This is a genomic window from Dyadobacter flavalbus, from assembly GCF_006149045.1.
GTDB lineage: Bacteria > Bacteroidota > Bacteroidia > Cytophagales > Spirosomataceae > Dyadobacter > Dyadobacter flavalbus.
In genome coordinates this window covers 1-20,023 of sequence record NZ_VBSN01000022.1, presented here as the reverse complement: position 1 = coordinate 20,023, position 20,023 = coordinate 1, and the positions used below count along the sequence as shown (strand labels likewise).

At 44.0% G+C, this 20,023-nt stretch carries 18 protein-coding genes; 11 read left to right on the top strand and 7 right to left on the bottom strand.

Annotated elements, in window-relative coordinates; all coding sequences use genetic code 11:
* Positions 1-124 precede the first annotated feature (124 nt).
* From FEM33_RS03305 to FEM33_RS03290, 4 genes are all read left to right on the top strand, one after another.
* Complete coding sequence (locus FEM33_RS03305) at positions 125-1,678, top strand: aldehyde dehydrogenase family protein (RefSeq protein WP_229214067.1); 1,554 nt, start codon at positions 125-127, stop codon at positions 1,676-1,678.
* 12 nt (positions 1,679-1,690) lie between these two features.
* Positions 1,691-2,065 (top strand): DUF779 domain-containing protein, encoded by a 375-nt coding sequence (locus FEM33_RS03300; RefSeq protein WP_139010687.1) that lies wholly within the window; start codon positions 1,691-1,693, stop codon positions 2,063-2,065.
* A 181-nt stretch (positions 2,066-2,246) separates the two neighbouring features.
* On the top strand, positions 2,247-3,521 hold the full coding sequence (locus FEM33_RS03295; RefSeq protein ID WP_310588803.1) for a DEAD/DEAH box helicase: 1,275 nt from the start codon (positions 2,247-2,249) through the stop codon (positions 3,519-3,521).
* A gap of 327 nt (positions 3,522-3,848) precedes the next feature.
* Entirely contained in the window at positions 3,849-4,400 is a 552-nt protein-coding gene (locus tag FEM33_RS03290; protein ID WP_229214066.1) for a DUF1361 domain-containing protein, read from the top strand.
* Positions 4,401-4,433: 33 nt separating this feature from the next.
* On the opposite strand, the gene FEM33_RS03285 is transcribed toward FEM33_RS03290, so the two are convergent.
* On the bottom strand, positions 4,434-6,248 hold the full coding sequence (locus FEM33_RS03285; RefSeq protein WP_139010685.1) for a T9SS type A sorting domain-containing protein: 1,815 nt from the start codon (positions 6,246-6,248) through the stop codon (positions 4,434-4,436).
* Between the two features lie 151 nt (positions 6,249-6,399).
* Here FEM33_RS03285 and FEM33_RS03280 point away from each other — a divergent pair, with 151 nt between their 5' ends.
* The gene (locus FEM33_RS03280) at positions 6,400-7,101 is read left to right on the top strand and encodes a pseudouridine synthase (RefSeq protein WP_139010684.1); all 702 of its coding nucleotides are present in this window, start codon (positions 6,400-6,402) and stop codon (positions 7,099-7,101) included.
* A gap of 194 nt (positions 7,102-7,295) precedes the next feature.
* Here the strand turns inward: FEM33_RS03280 and msrB are convergent, their stop codons facing one another.
* The 6 genes from msrB to FEM33_RS03250 all read right to left on the bottom strand — a co-directional run bounded on the left by msrB (position 7,296) and on the right by FEM33_RS03250 (position 13,472).
* Complete coding sequence (msrB, locus tag FEM33_RS03275; RefSeq protein ID WP_139010749.1) at positions 7,296-7,862, bottom strand: peptide-methionine (R)-S-oxide reductase MsrB; 567 nt, start codon at positions 7,860-7,862, stop codon at positions 7,296-7,298.
* 92 nt (positions 7,863-7,954) lie between these two features.
* Positions 7,955-8,683, bottom strand: coding sequence for a bacillithiol biosynthesis deacetylase BshB1 (gene bshB1, locus FEM33_RS03270; RefSeq protein WP_139010683.1), 729 nt, complete (start codon positions 8,681-8,683; stop codon positions 7,955-7,957).
* A 5-nt stretch (positions 8,684-8,688) separates the two neighbouring features.
* The gene (locus FEM33_RS03265; RefSeq protein WP_201747692.1) at positions 8,689-9,765 is read right to left on the bottom strand and encodes a M23 family metallopeptidase; all 1,077 of its coding nucleotides are present in this window, start codon (positions 9,763-9,765) and stop codon (positions 8,689-8,691) included.
* Positions 9,766-9,847: 82 nt separating this feature from the next.
* Positions 9,848-10,810 (bottom strand): thioredoxin-disulfide reductase, encoded by a 963-nt coding sequence (gene trxB, locus FEM33_RS03260; protein ID WP_139010682.1) that lies wholly within the window; start codon positions 10,808-10,810, stop codon positions 9,848-9,850.
* Between the two features lie 179 nt (positions 10,811-10,989).
* Positions 10,990-12,891, bottom strand: a complete 1,902-nt coding sequence (locus FEM33_RS03255) for an OmpA family protein (RefSeq protein WP_139010681.1) — start codon at positions 12,889-12,891, stop codon at positions 10,990-10,992.
* Entirely contained in the window at positions 12,891-13,472 is a 582-nt protein-coding gene (locus FEM33_RS03250; protein ID WP_139010747.1) for a 7-carboxy-7-deazaguanine synthase QueE, read from the bottom strand. Before FEM33_RS03250 ends, FEM33_RS03255 begins: the two co-directional genes overlap by 1 nt.
* Before the next feature lie 168 nt (positions 13,473-13,640).
* On the opposite strand from FEM33_RS03250, the gene mnmE reads away from it, so the two are divergent.
* The 6 genes from mnmE to FEM33_RS03220 all read left to right on the top strand — a co-directional run bounded on the left by mnmE (position 13,641) and on the right by FEM33_RS03220 (position 19,639).
* The gene (gene mnmE / locus FEM33_RS03245) at positions 13,641-15,008 is read left to right on the top strand and encodes a tRNA uridine-5-carboxymethylaminomethyl(34) synthesis GTPase MnmE (protein ID WP_139010680.1); all 1,368 of its coding nucleotides are present in this window, start codon (positions 13,641-13,643) and stop codon (positions 15,006-15,008) included.
* A gap of 268 nt (positions 15,009-15,276) precedes the next feature.
* The gene (locus tag FEM33_RS26950) at positions 15,277-15,642 is read left to right on the top strand and encodes a helix-turn-helix domain-containing protein (protein WP_139010679.1); all 366 of its coding nucleotides are present in this window, start codon (positions 15,277-15,279) and stop codon (positions 15,640-15,642) included.
* Entirely contained in the window at positions 15,639-16,769 is a 1,131-nt protein-coding gene (locus FEM33_RS03235) for a site-specific integrase (RefSeq protein ID WP_229214065.1), read from the top strand. The genes FEM33_RS26950 and FEM33_RS03235 overlap by 4 nt, the downstream gene beginning before the upstream one ends.
* A 4-nt stretch (positions 16,770-16,773) precedes the next feature.
* The gene (locus FEM33_RS03230) at positions 16,774-17,943 is read left to right on the top strand and encodes a hypothetical protein (RefSeq protein WP_139010678.1); all 1,170 of its coding nucleotides are present in this window, start codon (positions 16,774-16,776) and stop codon (positions 17,941-17,943) included.
* A gap of 1 nt (position 17,944) precedes the next feature.
* A complete protein-coding gene (locus tag FEM33_RS26945; protein WP_139010677.1) occupies positions 17,945-18,322 on the top strand; it encodes a helix-turn-helix domain-containing protein in 378 nt (125 codons plus the stop codon).
* A 105-nt stretch (positions 18,323-18,427) separates the two neighbouring features.
* Positions 18,428-19,639: a VapE domain-containing protein gene (locus tag FEM33_RS03220; protein ID WP_139010676.1), complete on the top strand. Its 1,212-nt coding sequence runs from the start codon at positions 18,428-18,430 to the stop codon at positions 19,637-19,639.
* The last annotated feature ends 384 nt before the right edge of the window (positions 19,640-20,023 follow it).

Sequence of the window (20,023 nt, the reverse complement as noted above, 5' to 3'; positions counted from 1 at the left end):
TAAATATAATTCTTTTTTGATTAAATGAGATAATAGTGCTACTAAATGGAACAATTGTGCCAATGATTGGCTGGCTTACGAATTAGGTTTGTGTCATTATTCATTTTAAATCAATGTTCAGGATATGGATACAATCACCGGGAGCGCAGCTGTTGAAAGCAAAGCTTATGCAAGTGAAAGCCTGGCTAAAAGGCCGGAATTCAAGGAACGTTACGGTAACTTTATTGACGGCCGGTTTGAAGAGCCGGTTAAAGGTGAATATTTCGAAAATGTTTCTCCGATAGACGGACAGGTTTTTACAAAAGCAGCACGTTCCACAAAGGAAGACGTAGAAAAAGCATTGGATGCTGCGCACAGGGCATTTCCTTCATGGAGCAAAACAGCTGCAACTTACCGCAGTAATCTGCTTCTTAAAATTGCGCAGGTCATTGAAGATAATCTGGAATATCTGGCTATTGTTGAAACCGTCGACAATGGCAAAGCCATCCGTGAAACACGTGCGGCAGACCTTCCGTTATGCGTGGATCATTTCAGGTATTTTGCCGGCGTAATCCGTGCAGAAGAAGGCAGCGTTTCGGAGCACGATGAAAATACGGTTTGCATCAACCTGCATGAACCGCTCGGCGTTGTTGCACAGATTATTCCGTGGAATTTTCCTTTGCTGATGGCAACCTGGAAAATCGCTCCCGCTTTGGCAGCCGGCTGCTGCGTGGTCGTTAAGCCGGCCGAGCAAACGCCAACTTCCATCATGATCCTGATGGAACTGATCGGTGATATTTTACCTGCCGGAGTCCTGAATATCGTGACAGGGTTTGGCGTGGAAGCAGGAAAACCGCTTGCATCTTCACCGAGAGTAGCGAAAGTGGCTTTTACGGGCGAAACAACAACCGGCCGCCTGATTATGCAGTATGCTTCCGACAATCTCATCCCGGTGACAATGGAACTTGGCGGAAAATCACCGAATATTTTCTTTCCCTCCGTTGCGGACGAGGATGACGCGTTTTTCGACAAAGCCATTGAAGGCGCCGTGCTCTTTGCTTTGAACCAGGGCGAAGTATGTACATGTCCGTCCAGAATGCTGGTGCATGAGTCTATTTATGAAAAATTCATGAGCCGCGTTATTGAAAGGACCAATGCGATTAAAATGGGCCATCCGCTGGACAGTTCAACGATGATGGGCGCGCAGGCTTCCAATGATCAGTATGAAAAAATTCTTTCGTACCTGAAAATTGGTAAGGAAGAAGGAGCGGAAGTACTTGCAGGCGGCGACGCGCAGATTTTTGAAAACGGGATTTCAGGCGGATATTACATCAAGCCGACTATTTTCAAGGGACATAATAAAATGAGGATTTTTCAGGAAGAGATTTTTGGCCCGGTTGTCTGCGTAACCACTTTCAAAACTACTGAAGAAGCCATTGCCATTGCAAACGATACGTTGTATGGCCTGGGCGCAGGCGTGTGGACACGCGATGCACACGAGATTTATCAGGTTCCGCGTGCCATTCAGGCGGGCAGGGTATGGGTCAATAATTACCATGCATATCCGGCACATGCACCTTTCGGCGGTTACAAAAAGTCAGGATTCGGACGCGAAAACCATAAAATGATGCTTGGCTATTACCGACAGACCAAAAACATGCTGATTTCTTACGACAAGAACAAACTGGGCTTCTTTTGAAATAAACGAGAAATGACAACATCCAGAGTACTGATCACTCCCGAAGCCGAAAAAATTGTCAATACGCTGAAAGAAAGTTTTGGCGAGCTAATGTTCCATCAGAGCGGCGGCTGCTGCGACGGCTCGCAGCCGATGTGTTTTGAAAAAGGTGAATTCAGAACTTCTCAAAGCGATGTGCTTCTTGGAGAAATTGCAGGCTGTGAATTTTTCATGAGCCGTGACCAGTTCGAATACTGGAAGCATACGCAGCTTACTATAGATGTTACCAAAGGCCGCGGAGCAAGTTTTTCTCTGGAAATTCCACTGGGCGTAAGGTTTATTACAAAATCCAGATTGTACACGGATGAAGAAACGGCTGATCTGGCGCCTGTTCCGGCATATGAATGAAGATGGACGGTCGTGAACAGGGATTGAACAGGTATGCTGCATACTTGTTCAATCCCTTCTTTTATTTTAGACGGAAATTTATTATATTTGTTAAAATCAAGCGGTTTGCTGACAGGAAAATGAAAGTCAGCTCTTTATCAACTTCCTGAGACAAGTGTTTCCGGACTATACAAGCTGAATTTTGAATTTCAATGAATTTGAACTCCACGAAGACGTACTCAACGCCGTGGATTCCATGAACTACCAACAGGCCACGCCCATTCAGGAACAGGCCATTCCTTCTATTCTTAGTGGTAAAGACCTTCTAGCCTGCGCTCAGACAGGAACCGGCAAGACAGCCGCATATCTTATCCCGATTCTTGACAAAGTCGCTCACGAATCCAGCCAGCAAACCGGAGCGCTGATACTGGTTCCGACGCGCGAGCTTGCCGTTCAGATCGATCAGCAGATTCAGGGGCTTGGCTATTTTGTAGGAGCTACGAGTATTGCCGTTTATGGCGGTAACAAAGGTCCGGAATGGGACCAGCAGAAAAAAGCGCTTACACAAGGAGCAGATATTATTATTGCCACGCCCGGACGGCTTATTGCGCATCTGCAGTTGGGTTACGTCAGTTTCAGCGATGTAAAGCATCTGGTGCTGGATGAAGCCGACCGCATGCTGGATATGGGATTTTTGGGAGACATACTGAAAATCATGAGCTATTTGCCTGCCAAAAGGCAGACGCTGATGTTTTCGGCAACGATGCCTCCGAAAATCAATGACCTTGCCAAACGCATCCTGCAAAATCCGGAGGAAATCAGGCTGGCCGTGTCGCGTCCGGCAGACCGGATCGACCAGCAGTTTTATCTTGCCAAGGACGAGCAGAAGCTGCCTTTGCTGCTTCATTTGCTTTCGCAGGTGCAAAGTACAAGCATGGTGCTCTTTACTTCCAGAAAATCCACTGTTGAACCGATTGTCCGTTCTCTCCGCAAGCTGGGGCTTTCGGCAAGAGGAATTTCATCGGATTCCGAACAGGCAGAAAGGGAAATTGTTTTAAGAGATTTTAAAAACAGGACTTTTCCTGTCCTTGTTGCTACCGACGTACTGTCAAGAGGAATCGACATTGATAACCTGAGCCACGTTGTAAATTACGATGTGCCGCGCGATCCGGAGGATTATGTACACCGAATCGGCCGTACAGCACGTGCCGAATCAAAAGGAACGGCCATTACCTTTATCAATGAATCGGATCAGAAGTATGTTCTGAAAATAGAAAAGCTTTTTGAAAAAGAAGTTGAAAAGCAAGCCATTACAAAAGAACTTGGCCTTGGAGAAGCACCTGTGTTTGAAGTCCGGCGTTCCCGGTCAAAGGGACCGAGGAAAAGTAAGCCCAATAATCCTGCTTCTTCAAAGTCATCCGGAAGAAATAAAAGGCGCAGGCCCAAACAAGAACAAAAGAATCCAACCCAGGCATAACCCCGTCAGAGTTTGTCAGACGTAAGCAGCACCAATCAGGGAGATATTGAAATTACACCTGTGTCAATTATTCGTTAGGATATAGGTCTGGTATGCGTTTTTTTATTTTCATTTGCTTTGCATTTTAAGCCGTCATGCATGAACTAAAATGAAGTACTATTGGATCGTTTGATAGATTGGATAAGAAATCACAAGTTTAGCGTATCAGATCCTGCCATCATTTCAATGGAAGGATTGTTTTCGCTGTTACTGCTGTTACTGTTAAGCTTCGTTGCTGTATTTTTTCATCTTATCCGTATTTTGTTTAATTCCCCCGTTGATTTTTCAATGGACTGGAATTTATTCCTAAGCTGGATTCCGCTGATCATTGCTTTTTTTGCAGATAACTTTACAAAGCGTTTTGGCAAAATTCCTGTTGTACTCATTCTGCTGAGTGTTGTATGGCTGGCTTTTTTTCCCAATGCGCCTTACATGATCACGGATCTCGCGCATCTGACCGTCGATTATGAACGGGACCTTACGTGGCATGATGTCATTATGCTGTTTTTCTATGCAGAAGTCAGTCTGTTCAATGGCCTTGTTTCATTGTACTGGATCCACCGTTCCTGGCGGCGCGTTTTCAATCGTGTAACAAGTAATACTTTCCTTTTGGCAAGTTTGCCGCTTGCGGGTTTTGGCGTATACCTTGGAAGGGTCAGGCGAATGAACAGCTGGGATATTATCCATGACCCGCGATTGATCCTGAAGAATCTGCTGGAAAGTGCGGTGGATCGTACAGCGTTGGTTTTCAGTATGGAAATTGGTGTGCTGCTGGGCATATTATACCTTGTACTTTGGGTAATTGTCCGCTTCCGGATCAGATACAACAGGAAAAGCTGATTCCTGTCGTATCCGGCCGAATGCATGAATTTATCAGTTGCTGATAATTACCCTGAATACTTCGCTTCCGATTGTTATCAGATATAATCCGTTTTCAAGTTCGCTGGTATCCAGCGGTTTGGCTGGAAGTACGGCAGCTTCTTTTACTGTAATACCGTTATTGTTTCTGATACTGTATGCAAGGTTCCTGTTTTCAGCTTCTATAAAAAGCTCACCGTTTGCAGGGTTCGGGAATATTTTTACGGCATGCTGCGCAGCGTTCTGTTTGACAGAAATAATCCGGGAATAAGTAATTGCATTGTCAAGATCAGTTTGCCTCAGCCTGTAATAGGTAATTTCAAATGGATTCGGGTCTGCAAACCTGTAATGATACAGTTGTCTGGAATTTCCCTGACCTTTCAAAAAGGCTAGTTCTTCAAAAGTCCGCGCGTCGCTGCTTTTCTCGAGTAAAAATCCTGCATTATTTGTTTCCGATGCCGTTTGCCACGAAACAATATTGCCTTCTACCGAACTTTTCCCCGTAAAACTTACAAGATCGACAGGCAATGCAGTCTGACATGATGAAGAACTTGCCACTTCTGTCTGCGAAGCGCAGCCCGGCGCGTTGCCTTCCAGATTATAATTGGTGCCGGAAGTAAGGAACTGGCAGATGCTTTTGACACCGCAAATGGCTAGCTGGTCATTATCCTTGATCTGCAGAAATTCAATGGAGGAATTATTGATATTGTCAAGGCCGGCAAGGTTCGTTAATGCATCGTTGTCTTCAATATTCAGATATCCGGAAATTGTAGTCAGCTTGTTCAATCCTGCCAGGCTGGTCAGAGCTGGATTTCTTCCGATGTAAACGAACCCGCCGATGTAAGTTACTCCGCTCAATCCGTCCAGATTTTTCAAGCTGTCATTAGCTGCAATGGCAACAGCACTGTTGATGGCGTTGATGCCTTCCAGTCCGTGGAGGTCGGGCAATGAAGCATTGCGTCCAATGGAAAGCAGCCCGTTTATAGTTGTAAGTTTCTGCAGCGAAGCAATACTTTTCAGCGCATCATTTGCTGCAATCCGGAGATTGCCGCCTGCGGAAGTCAGCGATTCAAGTCCCGATAAGTCAACCAAGAGCGGGTTGTTGTTGATATTGATATAGCCAAGAACTTTGGAAAGCCGGGACAAACCCTGCATGTTTTTAAGAACAGCATTGTTGCTGATTTCCAGGAAGCCGTTAATGTTGGTAAGAGAGTCGAGTGACGAAAAGCTTTTCAGTACATTGTTTTCTGCAATTCTCAGATTGCCTCCGACCATCTGCAGGGATTCAAGTCCGGAGAGGCTCGTAAGCAACGGATTCTGTGAAATTTCAACGTAGCCAAATACCTGTGCAAGTGCACCGAATCCGTTGAGGTTTGGAAGAACATCATTTTTGCTGATCTCAAGAGAACTTTTGATTGTTGTGAGTTTACTCAGGGCCGAAATGCTCTTGAGTGCGGCATTGTTTGCCAGCTTGATGCTGTTTCCTGCAATCGCCAATGATTCCAGTCCGGCCAGACTGACGAGAGACTTGTTGTTGCTTATTTCAATGTAGCCCGATACTTTGGTAAGTCCGGATAATCCGTTTACATTCGTGAGCAGCGGATTGATGCTGATATCCAGGTATCCATTGATTTCCTTGATTCCTGAAAGTCCGTCCAGATTCGTAATGTCGGCTCCGGAAATTTTCAGGTTTCCAATGGCGCAATCCGGAGTTTTGGGAAAATCGTCGATACTTTGCTGACTTGTTAAGACATAATCCGTGGAGCAGTTCTGGGCTTTTAAATAGGAGCAGTTTACAAACAGGGTAAAAAGTAAAAGTTTAAATTTCATAACGAATTAAAAAATAAGTAGGTTAATAAGACAAAAGTTAGAATGAGGTTTGTGAAAGCGTTCAAGATAGAAACAAATCGTTGTTTAAAATTGAAATGATTACAAATAAATAATTAATAAAGTCATCGAAAGTCCAGTATTACTTAACACTATTTCTACGCTTCAGGTTATCTATCAGGATCTCAACCTTGTAGCGGTAAACAAACCGCATGGCCTGCTTGTGCACCGGTCATTGATCGCAGCCGATGCGGAAATGTTCGCTGTTCAGCTGCTGCGCGACCAGTTGGGCCGGAAAGTATTTCCCGTTCATCGTCTGGACAGGAAAACGGCCGGTGTATTGTTATTTGCATTGAATGAAGCAGTTAACAGTACGATGCAGAAGCTGTTTATGGAAGGCGCGGTGAAAAAAAAGTATCATGCCATACTCAGGGGTTTTACAGAAGACAGCGGAGAAATAGATTATGCATTGAAAAAAGAAGACGGCACTGTTCAGGAAGCTTTTACGGCTTACACAACACTGAAAAGGGTAGAAGTACCTTTTAAAATCGGCAAACATGCAACTTCGCGTTATTCACTTATAGAACTGAAACCTTTGACCGGACGCATGCATCAGTTAAGAAAGCATATGGCGCATATTTTTCATCCGATTATCGGTGACCGGCCATATGGATGCAATAAACAAAACCGGTATTTCAAGAAAGAACTGCAGATGACAACGATGCTGCTGCATGCGGCTGAACTGGAATTTGTTCATCCTTTATCGCAGGAACCTGTTCTGATCCATGCCGATTATCAGCTGGAGTTTGAAAAGATGCTGGAAATGCTGGGGTTTTTTGTGAAAGGTGAAAGGTAAAATGTAAAATGTAAAATGTAAAATGTAAAATGTAAAATGTAAAATGTAAAATGTAAAATGTTTTTTTGTAGAAAATAAAAATGCCACAACCGGAATTATTTCCGGATATGGCACTTTCAAATAGTCGTTTTCTTACTAACTCAAAGCTAATGCTTGTTGCTTAAAGCTGATCGCCAAAAGCTATCCTAAACAAGTTAACTGCCGCTGTTTGAATTTTTCTTGTTGTTGTAAGTCTTTTCGGCCGTTTTGGCCTTTTCGAAATCCAGTACAACGCCGTTGATACAATAACGCAGGCCGGTTGGCGGCGGTCCGTCATCAAATACATGGCCAAGATGCGATTTGCATCTTCCGCACATTACCTCGGTTCTCCGCATCCCGTAACTGTTGTCAGCTGCTTCAATGATGGATTTTTTGCTGATCGGTTCAAAGAAGCTCGGCCAGCCGCAGCCGCTTTCATATTTGGCGTCACTTTTAAAAAGTGCATTGCCGCAAACGGCGCAATAGAATGTTCCTACTTCTTTGGAATGCTCATATTTACTGGTAAAAGGCCTTTCGGTTCCTTTCAGGCGTGCCACTTCATACACTTCCGGCGAAAGTATTTTTTGCCAGTCCTTGTTGCTTTTATTTACCGGCTCGGTATCGGTGTGAGAGTATTCCGTACTTTTTTTCTCATTTTGCCCGGCCGGTGAAGTCTGCCCGTAGCAACTTTGCAGAAAGCATGTAAATACACCCGACAGCAGCAATGCAATTGCTCTTTTCATCATGTTCCTATTTGTTTTTTCCTATATACGAATTGCAGCAGGCAAAAGTTGAATTGCTTGGCTTTTTAATAACAATATCGTTGAAGAAAAAATTAAATGAACACCGATAAATCTCTCACGCCGAGTTTCCGTGCTGTCGTGAAACCTTCACCGAACGTCGCACCGATTGCATGGCCCATTTCCCTTGCGCGTGCTATCACGAATTCCAGGAATTCCGGTGTGGAAATATAGCTCTGAGGTTCGCCTTCTCCTGTATATTCCGGTACATGAAACTGACTTTTAAATGCACGGATTGCTTCCAGTTTCTGCTCGTGAAATGCTGTAATATCAACAATGAAATCTGGAGAAACATAACGGTCCTGCACCGTATGAAAAACCTGTTTCGGGCGCCATGCTTCCTGTTCATTTCCCTGTTCATCAAAGGTTTTGACCATTCGCAAACCGGAATAAAAACAGCTGTCTGAAACAAGTTTGCCGCCTCTTCCGTGATCCGGATGCCGGTCGTCGACTGCATTGGTGATGACAATATCCGGCTGGTATTTACGTATAAACGGAATGATGGCTTTCTGATGTGCTTCATTATTGGCAAAGAAGCCGTCTGCAAGCCCCACATTGTCTCTTACCTGTACATTCAGGATTTTTGCGGCGTTCTGTGCTTCCTGCAATCTTCCTTCCGGCGTTCCTCTTGTGCCCAGTTCACCGCGTGTAAGATCCACAATACCTACTTTTTTGCCGAGTGCAATCTGTGACAGCAAAGTTCCGGCGCAGCATAGCTCCACATCGTCGGGATGCGCGGTTATGGCAAGAATATCTAGTTTCATAATGATTATTTAATGCGGAGCTTCTGTCCGATTCTTAATGTCGAACGGCTTGACATACGGTTTCTGCGTGCAATGGAAGAAATGCTGACGCCGTATTTTCCTGCAATGGAGGAAAGTGTATCGCCGGAACGTACTTTATGTAAAATGGAGCGCGATACAGAGACTGGCGCTGCATCGCCGGATTCAAATTCACTTTTGTTGGATTTTCCCCGAAGATGGCCCCATACATTGCTGGTTAAAAGAAAATGGTCCGAGCGGATCATTTTATTGTCCCAGTCAAAAATATGTCTCGGATCGAACGGGTTTCCTTCGTAACGGTTTTCATAATGAAGATGCGAGCCTGTACTGCGGCCTGTGTTTCCGCCAAGCCCGATTACTTCGCCTGCTTTTACAATCTGACCGGATTCAACAAGTTGCTTTGATAAATGCCCGTAAAGTGTTTCAAGGCCATTATAATGCCTTACAACTACAAAACGGCCGTATCCGCTTCCGTCCCATGCTACAATGCGAACCATTCCGTCGTAAGTGGAACGGACCGTATCGCCGGTTTCAAGGTCAAGGTCGCTGCCATTGTGCCATCTTCCCCATCTGTATCCGAACTGGGAAGTAGGTTTGGTTACAGCCAGCGGCGTACTCCACATACGCTTGGCAGCTTCATCATATAAGGTAAGGTCAACGGGCTCATCAAATTCAAGCGGGCTCAGGCCATACGGATTAATGGTGCGGGCATCCCAGATTACGTAGTATTCAGCTGCTTTTACCCATTCATCGGCGACAAGCAGGGAATCCACAACTTCCACTACTTCGGTTTCACCTTCGTCAATGGTCGTCGTATCCTCGCTGACTAGCGGATTCAATGGTTTTACAGGTTCAAACTGGCTCTGGAATTTCAAATTGGATGTTTCGACCTGATATTCGTCTTCGGGCTGGGGCGTTGCAATTCTTGTAGGTCCTTCGTTGGCGTTGTTTCCGGACTGGTTTATTTTCGGATTTTTCTTGAATTTTCCTCGCTCTTGCGCTTGCGTGTTCCGGGAGATCAAACACACGATCATTAGCAAACTTACAATAAGCTTTATTTTCATCATAGGTTGTAAAACTGGATCAGACTGTACGGTTCATAAAACAAGCCGTACAGTCTGATAAATTATTGATTCCGGTATTTTGTTAGGCCGCAGCTTCTTCTGCAAGAATTTCGACTTCACGCTCCATTAAAAATCTTTCTGCGTCAAGCGCAGCCATACAGCCCGTTCCGGCAGCCGTAATGGCTTGTCTGTAAACATTGTCCTGTGCATCGCCGCAGGCAAAAACACCTTTTATATTGGTACATGCACTTCCTTTTACAGTTTGAATGTAGCCGGTTTCGTCCATGTTCAGGTATCCTTTGAAGATTTCGGTATTCGGTTTATGTCCGATGGCAACAAAAAATCCGGTTGCGTTCAAAAGCTGCTCTTCACCGGTTTTTGTATTTTTAACCAGCACCGATTCCAGACCTTCGTCGCCGTTCAGTTTTACCGTTTCCGTATTCCAGAGAATTTCGATGTTCGGCAGCATTTCCACCCGTTTCTGCATGATTTTGGAAGCCCTCATTTCGTCACGGCGAACAAGCAGATAAACTTTACGTGCCAGTTTTGCAAGATAACTTGCTTCTTCGGCAGCAGTATCGCCTGCACCTACAACGACAACATCCTGTCCGCGGAAAAAGAACCCGTCACAAACTGCACACGCCGAAACGCCGCGTCCGTTCAGACGGTCTTCTCCTTCAATGCCCAGCCATTTGGCCGAAGCACCTGTCGAAACAATAACGGCATCGGCGGTTATTTCATGTTTGTTGTCAATGATTACTTTCAGCGGATAGCATGTAAAATCCACTTCCGTAGCCATACCATAACGGATATCCGTTCCGAAGCGCTTTGCCTGCTTTTCGAAATTCATCATCATTTCAGGCCCTGTTATGCCGTCGGGATAGCCTGGATAATTGTCAACTTCCGTCGTAATGGTGAGCTGACCGCCCGGCTGTGCGCCCTGGTACAAAACCGGGTTCAGTCCGGCGCGTGAAGCATATATAGCAGCTGTATATCCGGCAGGGCCGGAGCCGATAATCAAACAAGAAACTTTTTCAGATGTCATGTTATTATAAATACTAATTGTTAACGACGTATGTTGTAAACCTGTGTTTTAAAAAAATGAGGGTCAGAATCAGGCATTGAACAGGATTTTTACCGAAGCAATACAATGATTGTGCTCGTCATATACAACAATACGTCATGGACAAAAGTGCGAAATTTCAGCTCTTTATGCAAATCGGTTCAGCGAATGCGCCATTCAATTCTTCTGTTTTTCTGACGGTTTTCCTGTGAGTCGTTAGGCGCTACCGGCTTTGTTTCGCCATAACCTTTGGCCAGAATCCTTTCTGCCGCAATTCCCGACTGTTGTAAATATTGTTGTACGGACTGCGCCCGTCTTCTGGAAAGTTCCATATTTTCGGTATCCGAGCCAACATCGTCCGTGTGTCCGGAAATTTCAATCTGAACCGTTTTGTTGTCTGTCAAAAAATCAGCCATTTTTTTCAGCTCGACTTTTGATTTTTCATCCAGCTCGTATGCTCCGGTTTTGAAAAATATATTATTGAGCACTTCGGCGCGGTCTTTTTCAATTGGTTCCAACGGAATGTCCAGATTAACATAAGAAGTAGTGTCACTGACTGTAAAAGTCAGGCTTTTAAAAAGATAGCCAGCTTTGGAAACGTAAAATGCATATTCGCCGCCACTGTTCAGGACAGTCAGGAAAGATCCGTTTTTGCTGTCGGATGTAAATGCGCCGACTTTCTGCTGCGTTTTCAGATCATAAAGGTCAATGTCAGTCGAAAGTGGTGCCGAGGTTTTTTTGTCAAAAACCTTTCCTTTTGCATAGCGTGCCGGCACAATCTGTTTCTGGATCGTTTCCGGCAATTTAAAGGTATAAATCAGCGAACGGCCGCTTTTTTTATCCGAATTGTCATCCGTATAATACGCCTTCTGCCCGTCCGAAGCAATGAACAATCCGACCTGATCCGAAACCGTATTGATCGGATAGCCGATATTTACAGCCTGCGACCAGACTGTATCCATTTGCTGCGACATAAAAATATCCAGTCCGCCCATGCCCGGAAAGCCGTTGGAAGCATAAAACAAAGTCCGTCCGTTGGCATGAATAAACGGCGCATTTTCGTCATCGGCAGAATTAATTGCCGTGCCCAGGTTTTTCGGCTCCGTCCACTCTTTTCTGGCATCCAGTGTCGTAACCCAGATATCTCTTTTCCCGATTCCGCCTTTGCGGTCGGAAGCAAAATAAAGCGTATGTCCGTCTGCCGAAAGAGAAGGCTGTGATTCCCAGTCTCTTGAATTTACGTTCTGGCCGAGGTTCAGCGGCGCACTCCATTCCTTGCCTTCTTTTCTGGAAATGTAAAGGTCGCAGCTTCCGTAGCCGTCCTGGCGGTTGCAGGCTGTGAACACAAGCGTTCTGCCGTCGGCGGAAACGCTGCATGTTCCTTCATTATTGGTGGTATTAATGGCGCTTGAAATTTCTTCCGGCACATCCCAGCCGTTTTGCCTGCGGTGCGCTATGTAAATATTTTCATCCCGGTTTTCGGTAAGTCCGGTAAAAATAAGCGTTTCATCATCCGCGGTTGCAACAGGAAAATATTGCGTATGCAGAAAGTTGATTGTGTCGCCAAGCGAGACTTTTTGTATGCTCAAAGGGTTTTTAACGGCATTCCGGGCAAACTTTGATGAGGCGATCAATTTCTCCGTCAATCTGGAAAGACTTGATTTTACAGGAAAAAGCGCAATTGACTTTTCAAAATAAACCTGCGCGGAATCGTACCTTTCCGAATCAAAATGATAGCGGCCAAGCCAGTGGAATGCAGCCGCGGATTGCGGAGAAGCAGGTTTCAGCTGAACGGCAGCCGAATAGTGCTTTTTTGTAAGATCCTGATTTTTCTGAAGCTCGTAAATCTGGCCAAGCCTCAGATGCGTGTCATAGCTATCCGGCTCCTGTTCGAGTACTTTTTCAAAAAGAGCAATCGCTTCCGGAAGCTGCCGTCCCTGCCATGCTTTTTGCGCCTTTTCGTAATTTTCACGCGCTTTTTTTGACAATGGCGCTTCCTGCGCGATGATCCGGTTTGAAATAATCAGACTTGCAAGCAAAATAACGAAAAAGGCACGTTGCATTATGGAATGTTCATGTACTTGTGAGTCTGTAACGACATTTTCCATTTGGGATTGTCTTTGATATAGTCGATTATCAAAGGCAGCATCTGCGTATGCTTACTCCATTCCGGCTGCATCAGCAGCGTACAATCCGGCGAAACCAGCCCCGCATGCGATTCGGCAAACTCGAAATCGCTTTTGTTGTAAATAATTGATTTCAGCTCATTTGCATTTTTATAAATGTCCGGATGCGGATTTTTGAATTTCTTCGGAGAAAAACAGACCCAGTCCCAGTAACCCGTAAAAGGATATACACCTGACGTTTCGATGTTTGTTTTAAAACCCGCATGCTTAAGAGCGGCAGTGAGTGCATCCAGATTATACATCAGCGGCTCGCCGCCCGTGATCACCGCAAGCCGGCCGGGATATTGCAGAGCGCCTTCCACAATGGAATCAATGGAAAAGCTGGGATGCAGATCGGCATTCCAGGATTCTTTTACGTCACACCAGTGACAGCCGACATCACATCCGCCCAGACGAATAAAATAGGCAGCACGCCCGCTATGCTGCCCTTCACCCTGCAGGGTGTAAAAGGCCTCCATGACGGGAAGCTGAGTGGTGACAATCGGCAAAGTTTCAGTAAGCAAAGTTCAAAAAGGAAATGTTCAAAAAAGGTAACAAACAAATGTTACGAAAAATGCCACAAATGTAAGAAATTCAAAATGCACCGTTTCCATGTTCAATCGTTGATTTAGTCGCATATTTGTAATATGAACACGATTCAAATCCAACAGCAGGAAGTTATTTGCGCGCTTGCAACGCCGTCGGGCGTGGGTGCCATTGCCGTAATCAGGGTTTCCGGACTGGGCTCCATTGCCCTCGTAAATACCGTTTTCAAAGGAAAAAATCTTGAAAATGCCGAAAGCCACACGGTGCATTTCGGTACGATACAGCATGCCGGGGAAATTATCGATGAAGTTTTGGTAACGGTTTTCAAAACGCCGAAATCTTTTACAAAAGAAGATTCCGTTGAAATTTCCTGCCACGGCTCGGATTATATCATCCGGCAGATTCTAAAATTACTGATTACAAAAGGCGCAAGAATTGCAAAGCCGGGCGAATTTACCCAGCGTGCTTTTCTGAACGGCCAGTTTGACCTTGTGCAAGCCGAAGCCGTTGCCGACCTGATCGCTGCCGATTCACAGGCAAGTCATAAAACTGCTTTGAACCAGTTAAGGGGCGGTTTTTCAAAGAAACTGGCTTCACTCCGCAGCGAACTCATCCATTTTGCATCTTTAATCGAACTTGAACTGGATTTTGGCGAAGAAGACGTCGAATTTGCTCAGCGCGATGATTTGCGTCGTTTGATCAATGCCTTGCTGGAAGCCATTGAGCCGCTGATCAATTCATTTGATTTTGGAAACGCGATCAAGGAAGGCGTTCCTGTTGCCATTATCGGTTCACCGAATGTCGGCAAATCCACGTTACTGAATGCATTGCTCAACGAAGAAAAAGCGATTGTCACCAGCATTGCCGGAACGACGCGCGATGTCATTGAAGACACAATGGTTTTGGAGGGATTGAAATTCCGCTTCATCGACACCGCCGGAATCCGCGAAACAACCGATCTTGTAGAATCCATCGGCATCGAACGTTCCAAAGCGGCCATGGAAAAAGCCGACATGGTTATTTTCCTTTTTGACAGCGAAGAAACGTTTCAGGAAAACAAGGAACTGGCAAAATTACTCGCGCCCACAAAGCAGGTTTTGTATGTTTTAAATAAAATCGACATCAATCCATCCGAAGCAGAAAGACTGCAAAAGCTGGAAAATGAAATCATCGCCATTTCCGCCCAGACGCAAAAAGGTTTGCCTGATCTGACAAGAAAACTTGTTTCCATGGTGCACAAACAATCTGCCGGCGACACAGTGGTTACAAACCTGCGTCACTACGAACATCTGGTGAAAACCTATGATTCGTTAACGGATGTCATAAACGGTTTGTCACTCGGCATCACCGGCGATTTCCTTGCGCAGGATATAAGGCTGGCGCTGCATCATTTGGGCGAGATTACGGGAACGATTGTTACGGATGATTTGCTGGATAATATTTTCAGTAAGTTTTGTATCGGGAAGTAATTGGCTATAAATACCAATAAGAACCCATAAGTAAAATGAATAAAAACCGCATTTAGAGCGATCTGATGCGGTTTTTTGTTTTTCGGTATTTTTCGTTGCTACATATTTGATTTGTACCTTTTTGTACCTTTTATGGTATATTTAGCGCGAGGTACAAAAAGGTACAAATTTTCGCCCTTTAGGGGGGAAATGATGAAACATACTGAAACATATAGAAACATCCTGAAACGTTAGGAAACATCCTGAAACAATTAAAAATAATGGCGAAATGAGCTCATCTATTGAAACTGTACGGATTTGCCAGGAATGCAATAAAAGGTTCACTGCGCGGACCACGCAGACCCGATTCTGCTGCCTTAAGTGCAATAGGAGAAACTATAAAAAGCGAGTTCGCCAAGGCAAGGTAGAACAGAGCGAGAAGGAGACTGTGGAGCGAAGACAGGTATCGAAAAATAAAACGTCTGCGGGTGATACGTCCGCAAAAAATTATCTGTCTGTCCAAGATACCTGTTCCCTACTTACGATCAGTAGGACGACACTGTGGAGGCTTATCAGCGATCGAAAAATCAAATCTGTTAAATTGGGTCGCCGTATTGTAATATCTAGAAGTTCAATCGACAAATTGTTTATATGATGGAACGTACAAGAAGTGTAAAGCTCAGAGAAAAAGCGCTGGCCGATGGCAGGCTGAGTTTATATCTGGATTATTATCCGGCAATATATATTCCCGAGACTGGTAAGGAGACGAGAAGGGAATTTCTAAAAATATACCTCTATGATAAGCCCTCTAATTCGGCACAAAAGGAATACAATCGTATCAGTAAAGCAAAGGCCGAAAGTATCCGTTCTGAACGCGAAATTCAATTCATCAATCAAAACTTCGACTTCGCCGATCGGCTGAATTCAAAACGCGATTTCCTGGCCTACTTCAAGCAACAGATGATCAAGCGTAATAAGTCAAAAGGGAACTATGATAACTGGTATGGCACCTACAAGTACCTTTTGCTGTATACCAGAGGCAAATGCATATTTGGCCAAGTGGATGAAAAATTCTGTGAAGGTTTTAAGACCTTTCTGGCAACAGTCAAATCTCGAAAATCTGAGCACTCACGGCTTTCTGAAAATACCAAGTACACTTATTTCAACAAATTCCGGGCCTGTGTAAGAGATGCATTTATGGAAAAGTTGTTTGCCGTGAATCCAATTCTTCGCGTGAAGGGCGTTCCACAAGGGGAATCGCATCGCGAGTTTCTGACTCTGGAAGAATTAAAAGCCGTATACCAAACGGAATGCGAACACCCGGTTTTAAAACGTGCCGCTATTTTTTCGGCATTGTCCGGACTTCGTTGGTCGGATATGATCAAGTTAACCTGGAAGGAGGTCCAGCATTCGGAAATGGATGGTTACTTCATTCGCTTTACGCAGCAAAAGACAAAAGGCGCGGAAACGCTTCATATCTCTGATCAGGCCTTTGAACAAATGGGAGAAAGAGAAGATGATAAGGAGCGCGTTTTCAAAGGACTTAAATATTCTGCACATACAAACTTGCAGCTTGCGCGATGGATCATGAACGCAGGCATCACTAAGAAGATAACTTTTCACTGCTTCCGACACACCTACGCTACGCTTCAACTGACACTTGGAACGGACATTTACACAGTATCCAAATTGCTGGGGCACCGTCATTTGAAGACGACTGAGATATATACGAAGGTTATTGACAAAAAGAAGATGGAGGCGGCTAGCCGTATCAAATTGTAATGTAATGGAGAAAGATAGAAGCGCTTCTGAGGGGCCGAGAATTGACGGTTTAAATATTCATGATTATAAGCTCAGGGAATACATGTGTGTATTCGATCGGAAAGTGGACATACCTAACCGACTTCGAACCCTAACAATAGGATTGCAGTTGTATTTGAAGTACGGTTTGTCACGTGATCAGTTTATCGAATTTCATAAAAATCGCCAGTTCATTGTAAAAGCGACAATGGTCTCAATCATCACGCTTTTGATTTTTGTTGAGCTGTTGGTTTTGTATAAACTATCATTGTGGACAGGACGCGAGCTTAACTATGGAATTGGTACCTACATAGGTGCAGCATTTACTGCTTGGTTCATCTTCTATACAATCAGGACAATTTCAAAGACCATTCGAGCGAATTTCATACATATTAATACTGCCTTGTCATCAAGTAGGTGCCTTAAACGGATGCAATTATCATCCGTAGACGATCATTCATTTTTCCAAGATCTTGCGGAGAGAGTAAAGGAGGGAGATTTTGATAGTATCAGTGTTGACAAAAAATCAACTGGCGTTGGAAGCGTTGAGCCTGATTATGGTAGCGCATTGCTGAAAGAATTGGCTACTAATTCTCACACCATAAAATCAGAAAGGGACGACGACAATATGTTGGGGAATGAATTAATATTTGGTGAAACAATCTCACACAGAGAAAATGACACTGCTAGTTTCACTACGTTTCGTCACGAGCTGCTTCAAATAAGTACAAGAAAAAACAGATTTAATGGACTCCCAATGTCAGTAGTTATTGATTTCTTCAATATAATATGCTGTCCTGCTTGCAGCGATGAAGTACCGCAGTTATCAGAAATTGATTTTATCCGCTTTCTAAAAGTGGCGTTTTTAGGTGAGGAGATGGAGGCAAAGATCAAATTTCACAAAAACAGAATAATGATCACGAGAGAGATATTTCATCAATTTATGAGTAAGTCTATTCACTACCTCAATTTGCCTCAAACGGGACAGTCAGAAGAGTATATAAGCTTACTATGCGATCATTTCGAGGGGTTTGAGAAAGAAAAGACTGCTAACAATTTCCGAACCGAGGATAACAAACGATTAGATAAATTAAGAAACGATTACAAAACTGAATTACAATTCTTACAATTTATACAAACCGCTGTGAAACAGTGAAATGTGGCCCTACCATTGCAAAAACAAATTTTATCTGCAAATGGAAAATCCTTTTAGTGTCATCGACAAGAGGCTCGACAGAATCGAGTCTCTTGTCCTCGAATTAACCTCTAAGAGCGCTCAATCAATACTCCCAGACTCGCCCGATCTGCTATCTATTGACGAAGCGGTTTTATTGTTGAACCTCGCGAAGCCAACGGTCTACAATCTGGTTTCTTCGGGCAAAATACCTGTGATGAAAAAGTCGAAACGACTATATTTTTCGCGGGACGAACTGTTAAGATGGCTTCGAACAGGTAGAAGGAGAACGGTGGAAGAGATCGAAGAAGAAGCTCGCGCATACGTTATTGGTAACGATTATCGCAGATCAAAAAAGTAAAAGCGAACCCCGAAGGATTCGCTGCTACACTTGGAGATGGTATTCAACTTGTGGTGAGTCAAATATACCATTTCTGTTTTCGATTATCAATATCCGAACAGAAAGATGAAAAAGTATCAAGGAATAAAATCCATTGGTCCGAACTCAAAGAGCGCAACTGTAAATATGATCAGGTTCCTTTCATCCAAATACGACTTTCTTTACAATGTCATTTTGAATGAAGTATTTATACGTGAAAAGGGGCATGGAGAATATTTTAGCGTAAATCTTAACACCTTGTACATCGAGGCGCGAGAAGCTGGACATAAAACAAGTGTAGCCGAGATCAACACTTTCCTGTGTTCTGATTATGTACCCAGAATCAATCCCTTTGAAAGGTATTTTAATTCGGTTGCAGAGCGCTGGCAAGAGGAAGAGCATGGTGATTACATTGAACAGTTTGCTGGCTATATCCACGTCGATGACCCGGAACGCTTCAAAGTTCAGTTCAAAAAATGGTTGATCAGGTGCGTAGTATGCGCGTTGGATGATGACTATTTTAATAAGCAAGCGCTGATTTTTGTCCAGGACGCTCAAAACAGCGGTAAGACGACATTGACCAGATTCTTGATTCCAGAACAGTTGAAAGACTACCAAGCCGAAAATATTTCGGTGGATAAGGATAGTCTCATTGCGCTCTGCCAAAACTTCGCAATAATTCAGGACGAATTGTCTACGCTTTCCAAGACCGAAATCAATGCTCAGAAAACGTTGATGAGTAAGTCGTATATTAAGGTACGTCACCCATACGACCGACGGCCGAAAATGGAACCGAGGCGCGCTTCTATCTGGGGCTCAACTAACAAGGCTGAGTTTCTGGTGGATGAAACGGGAAGTGTACGGTGGTTGTGTTTCGGTGTCCGACATATCGATTGGGCTTACAAGAGCGACATTGATATCAACCTGGTTTGGTCGCAGGCATATCAATTATACAAAGTGGGGTATAGGTATGAAATGACAGTTCAGGAGATACAGGATAATGAGCTGGCAAACAGCAAGTATAAGACCATAACCGTGGAATTCGAGCTCATCCAGAAGTACTATTCCCCTGGCACGAAAGAACACCACGATCAATTCTTTACAGCTACCGATTTGTGTGAAAATCTCACAGGCAGAACAGAGGGGAAGTTAAAGATCAATCCCGTCGAAGTTGGAAAGGCATTGAAGTTCCTTGGCTTCACTCAAGCACAGCGCCGTGGACACGAGAACCAGTTCTTTCCTGTAAAAGGATACTATATTTCCTATAATGATCTTACTACTTACTACAAAAAGGACTAATGTTCTTTTGATCAGCTGTTTAAGTGTAGTAAGATAGATTTAATTGATCTTACTACATCTTACTACAAATCTGACCGTAGTAAGGTGGTCGTTAAAATGTAGTAAGATGGATAATTTGAGATTTATGGTTTATTGGTCTCATAACCAGTTTGTTGCCTCTATTTGTAGTAAGTAGTAGGTGTAGTAGCACCGTTTTTCGATTATTTACACTTTTGTCATGAACCGTGAAATTATAATCAGCCTTTTCGAGAAGAAGGTATGATACCTCGATTATGTTAGACCACTAATTTAGGTTTGTTAGTTGTTTTAGGCGCACATTTCAAACAGCTCTGCAGGCTTTTTTCGATCTATTCCCTGGTGCGCTCTGAAATGATATCTATCCAA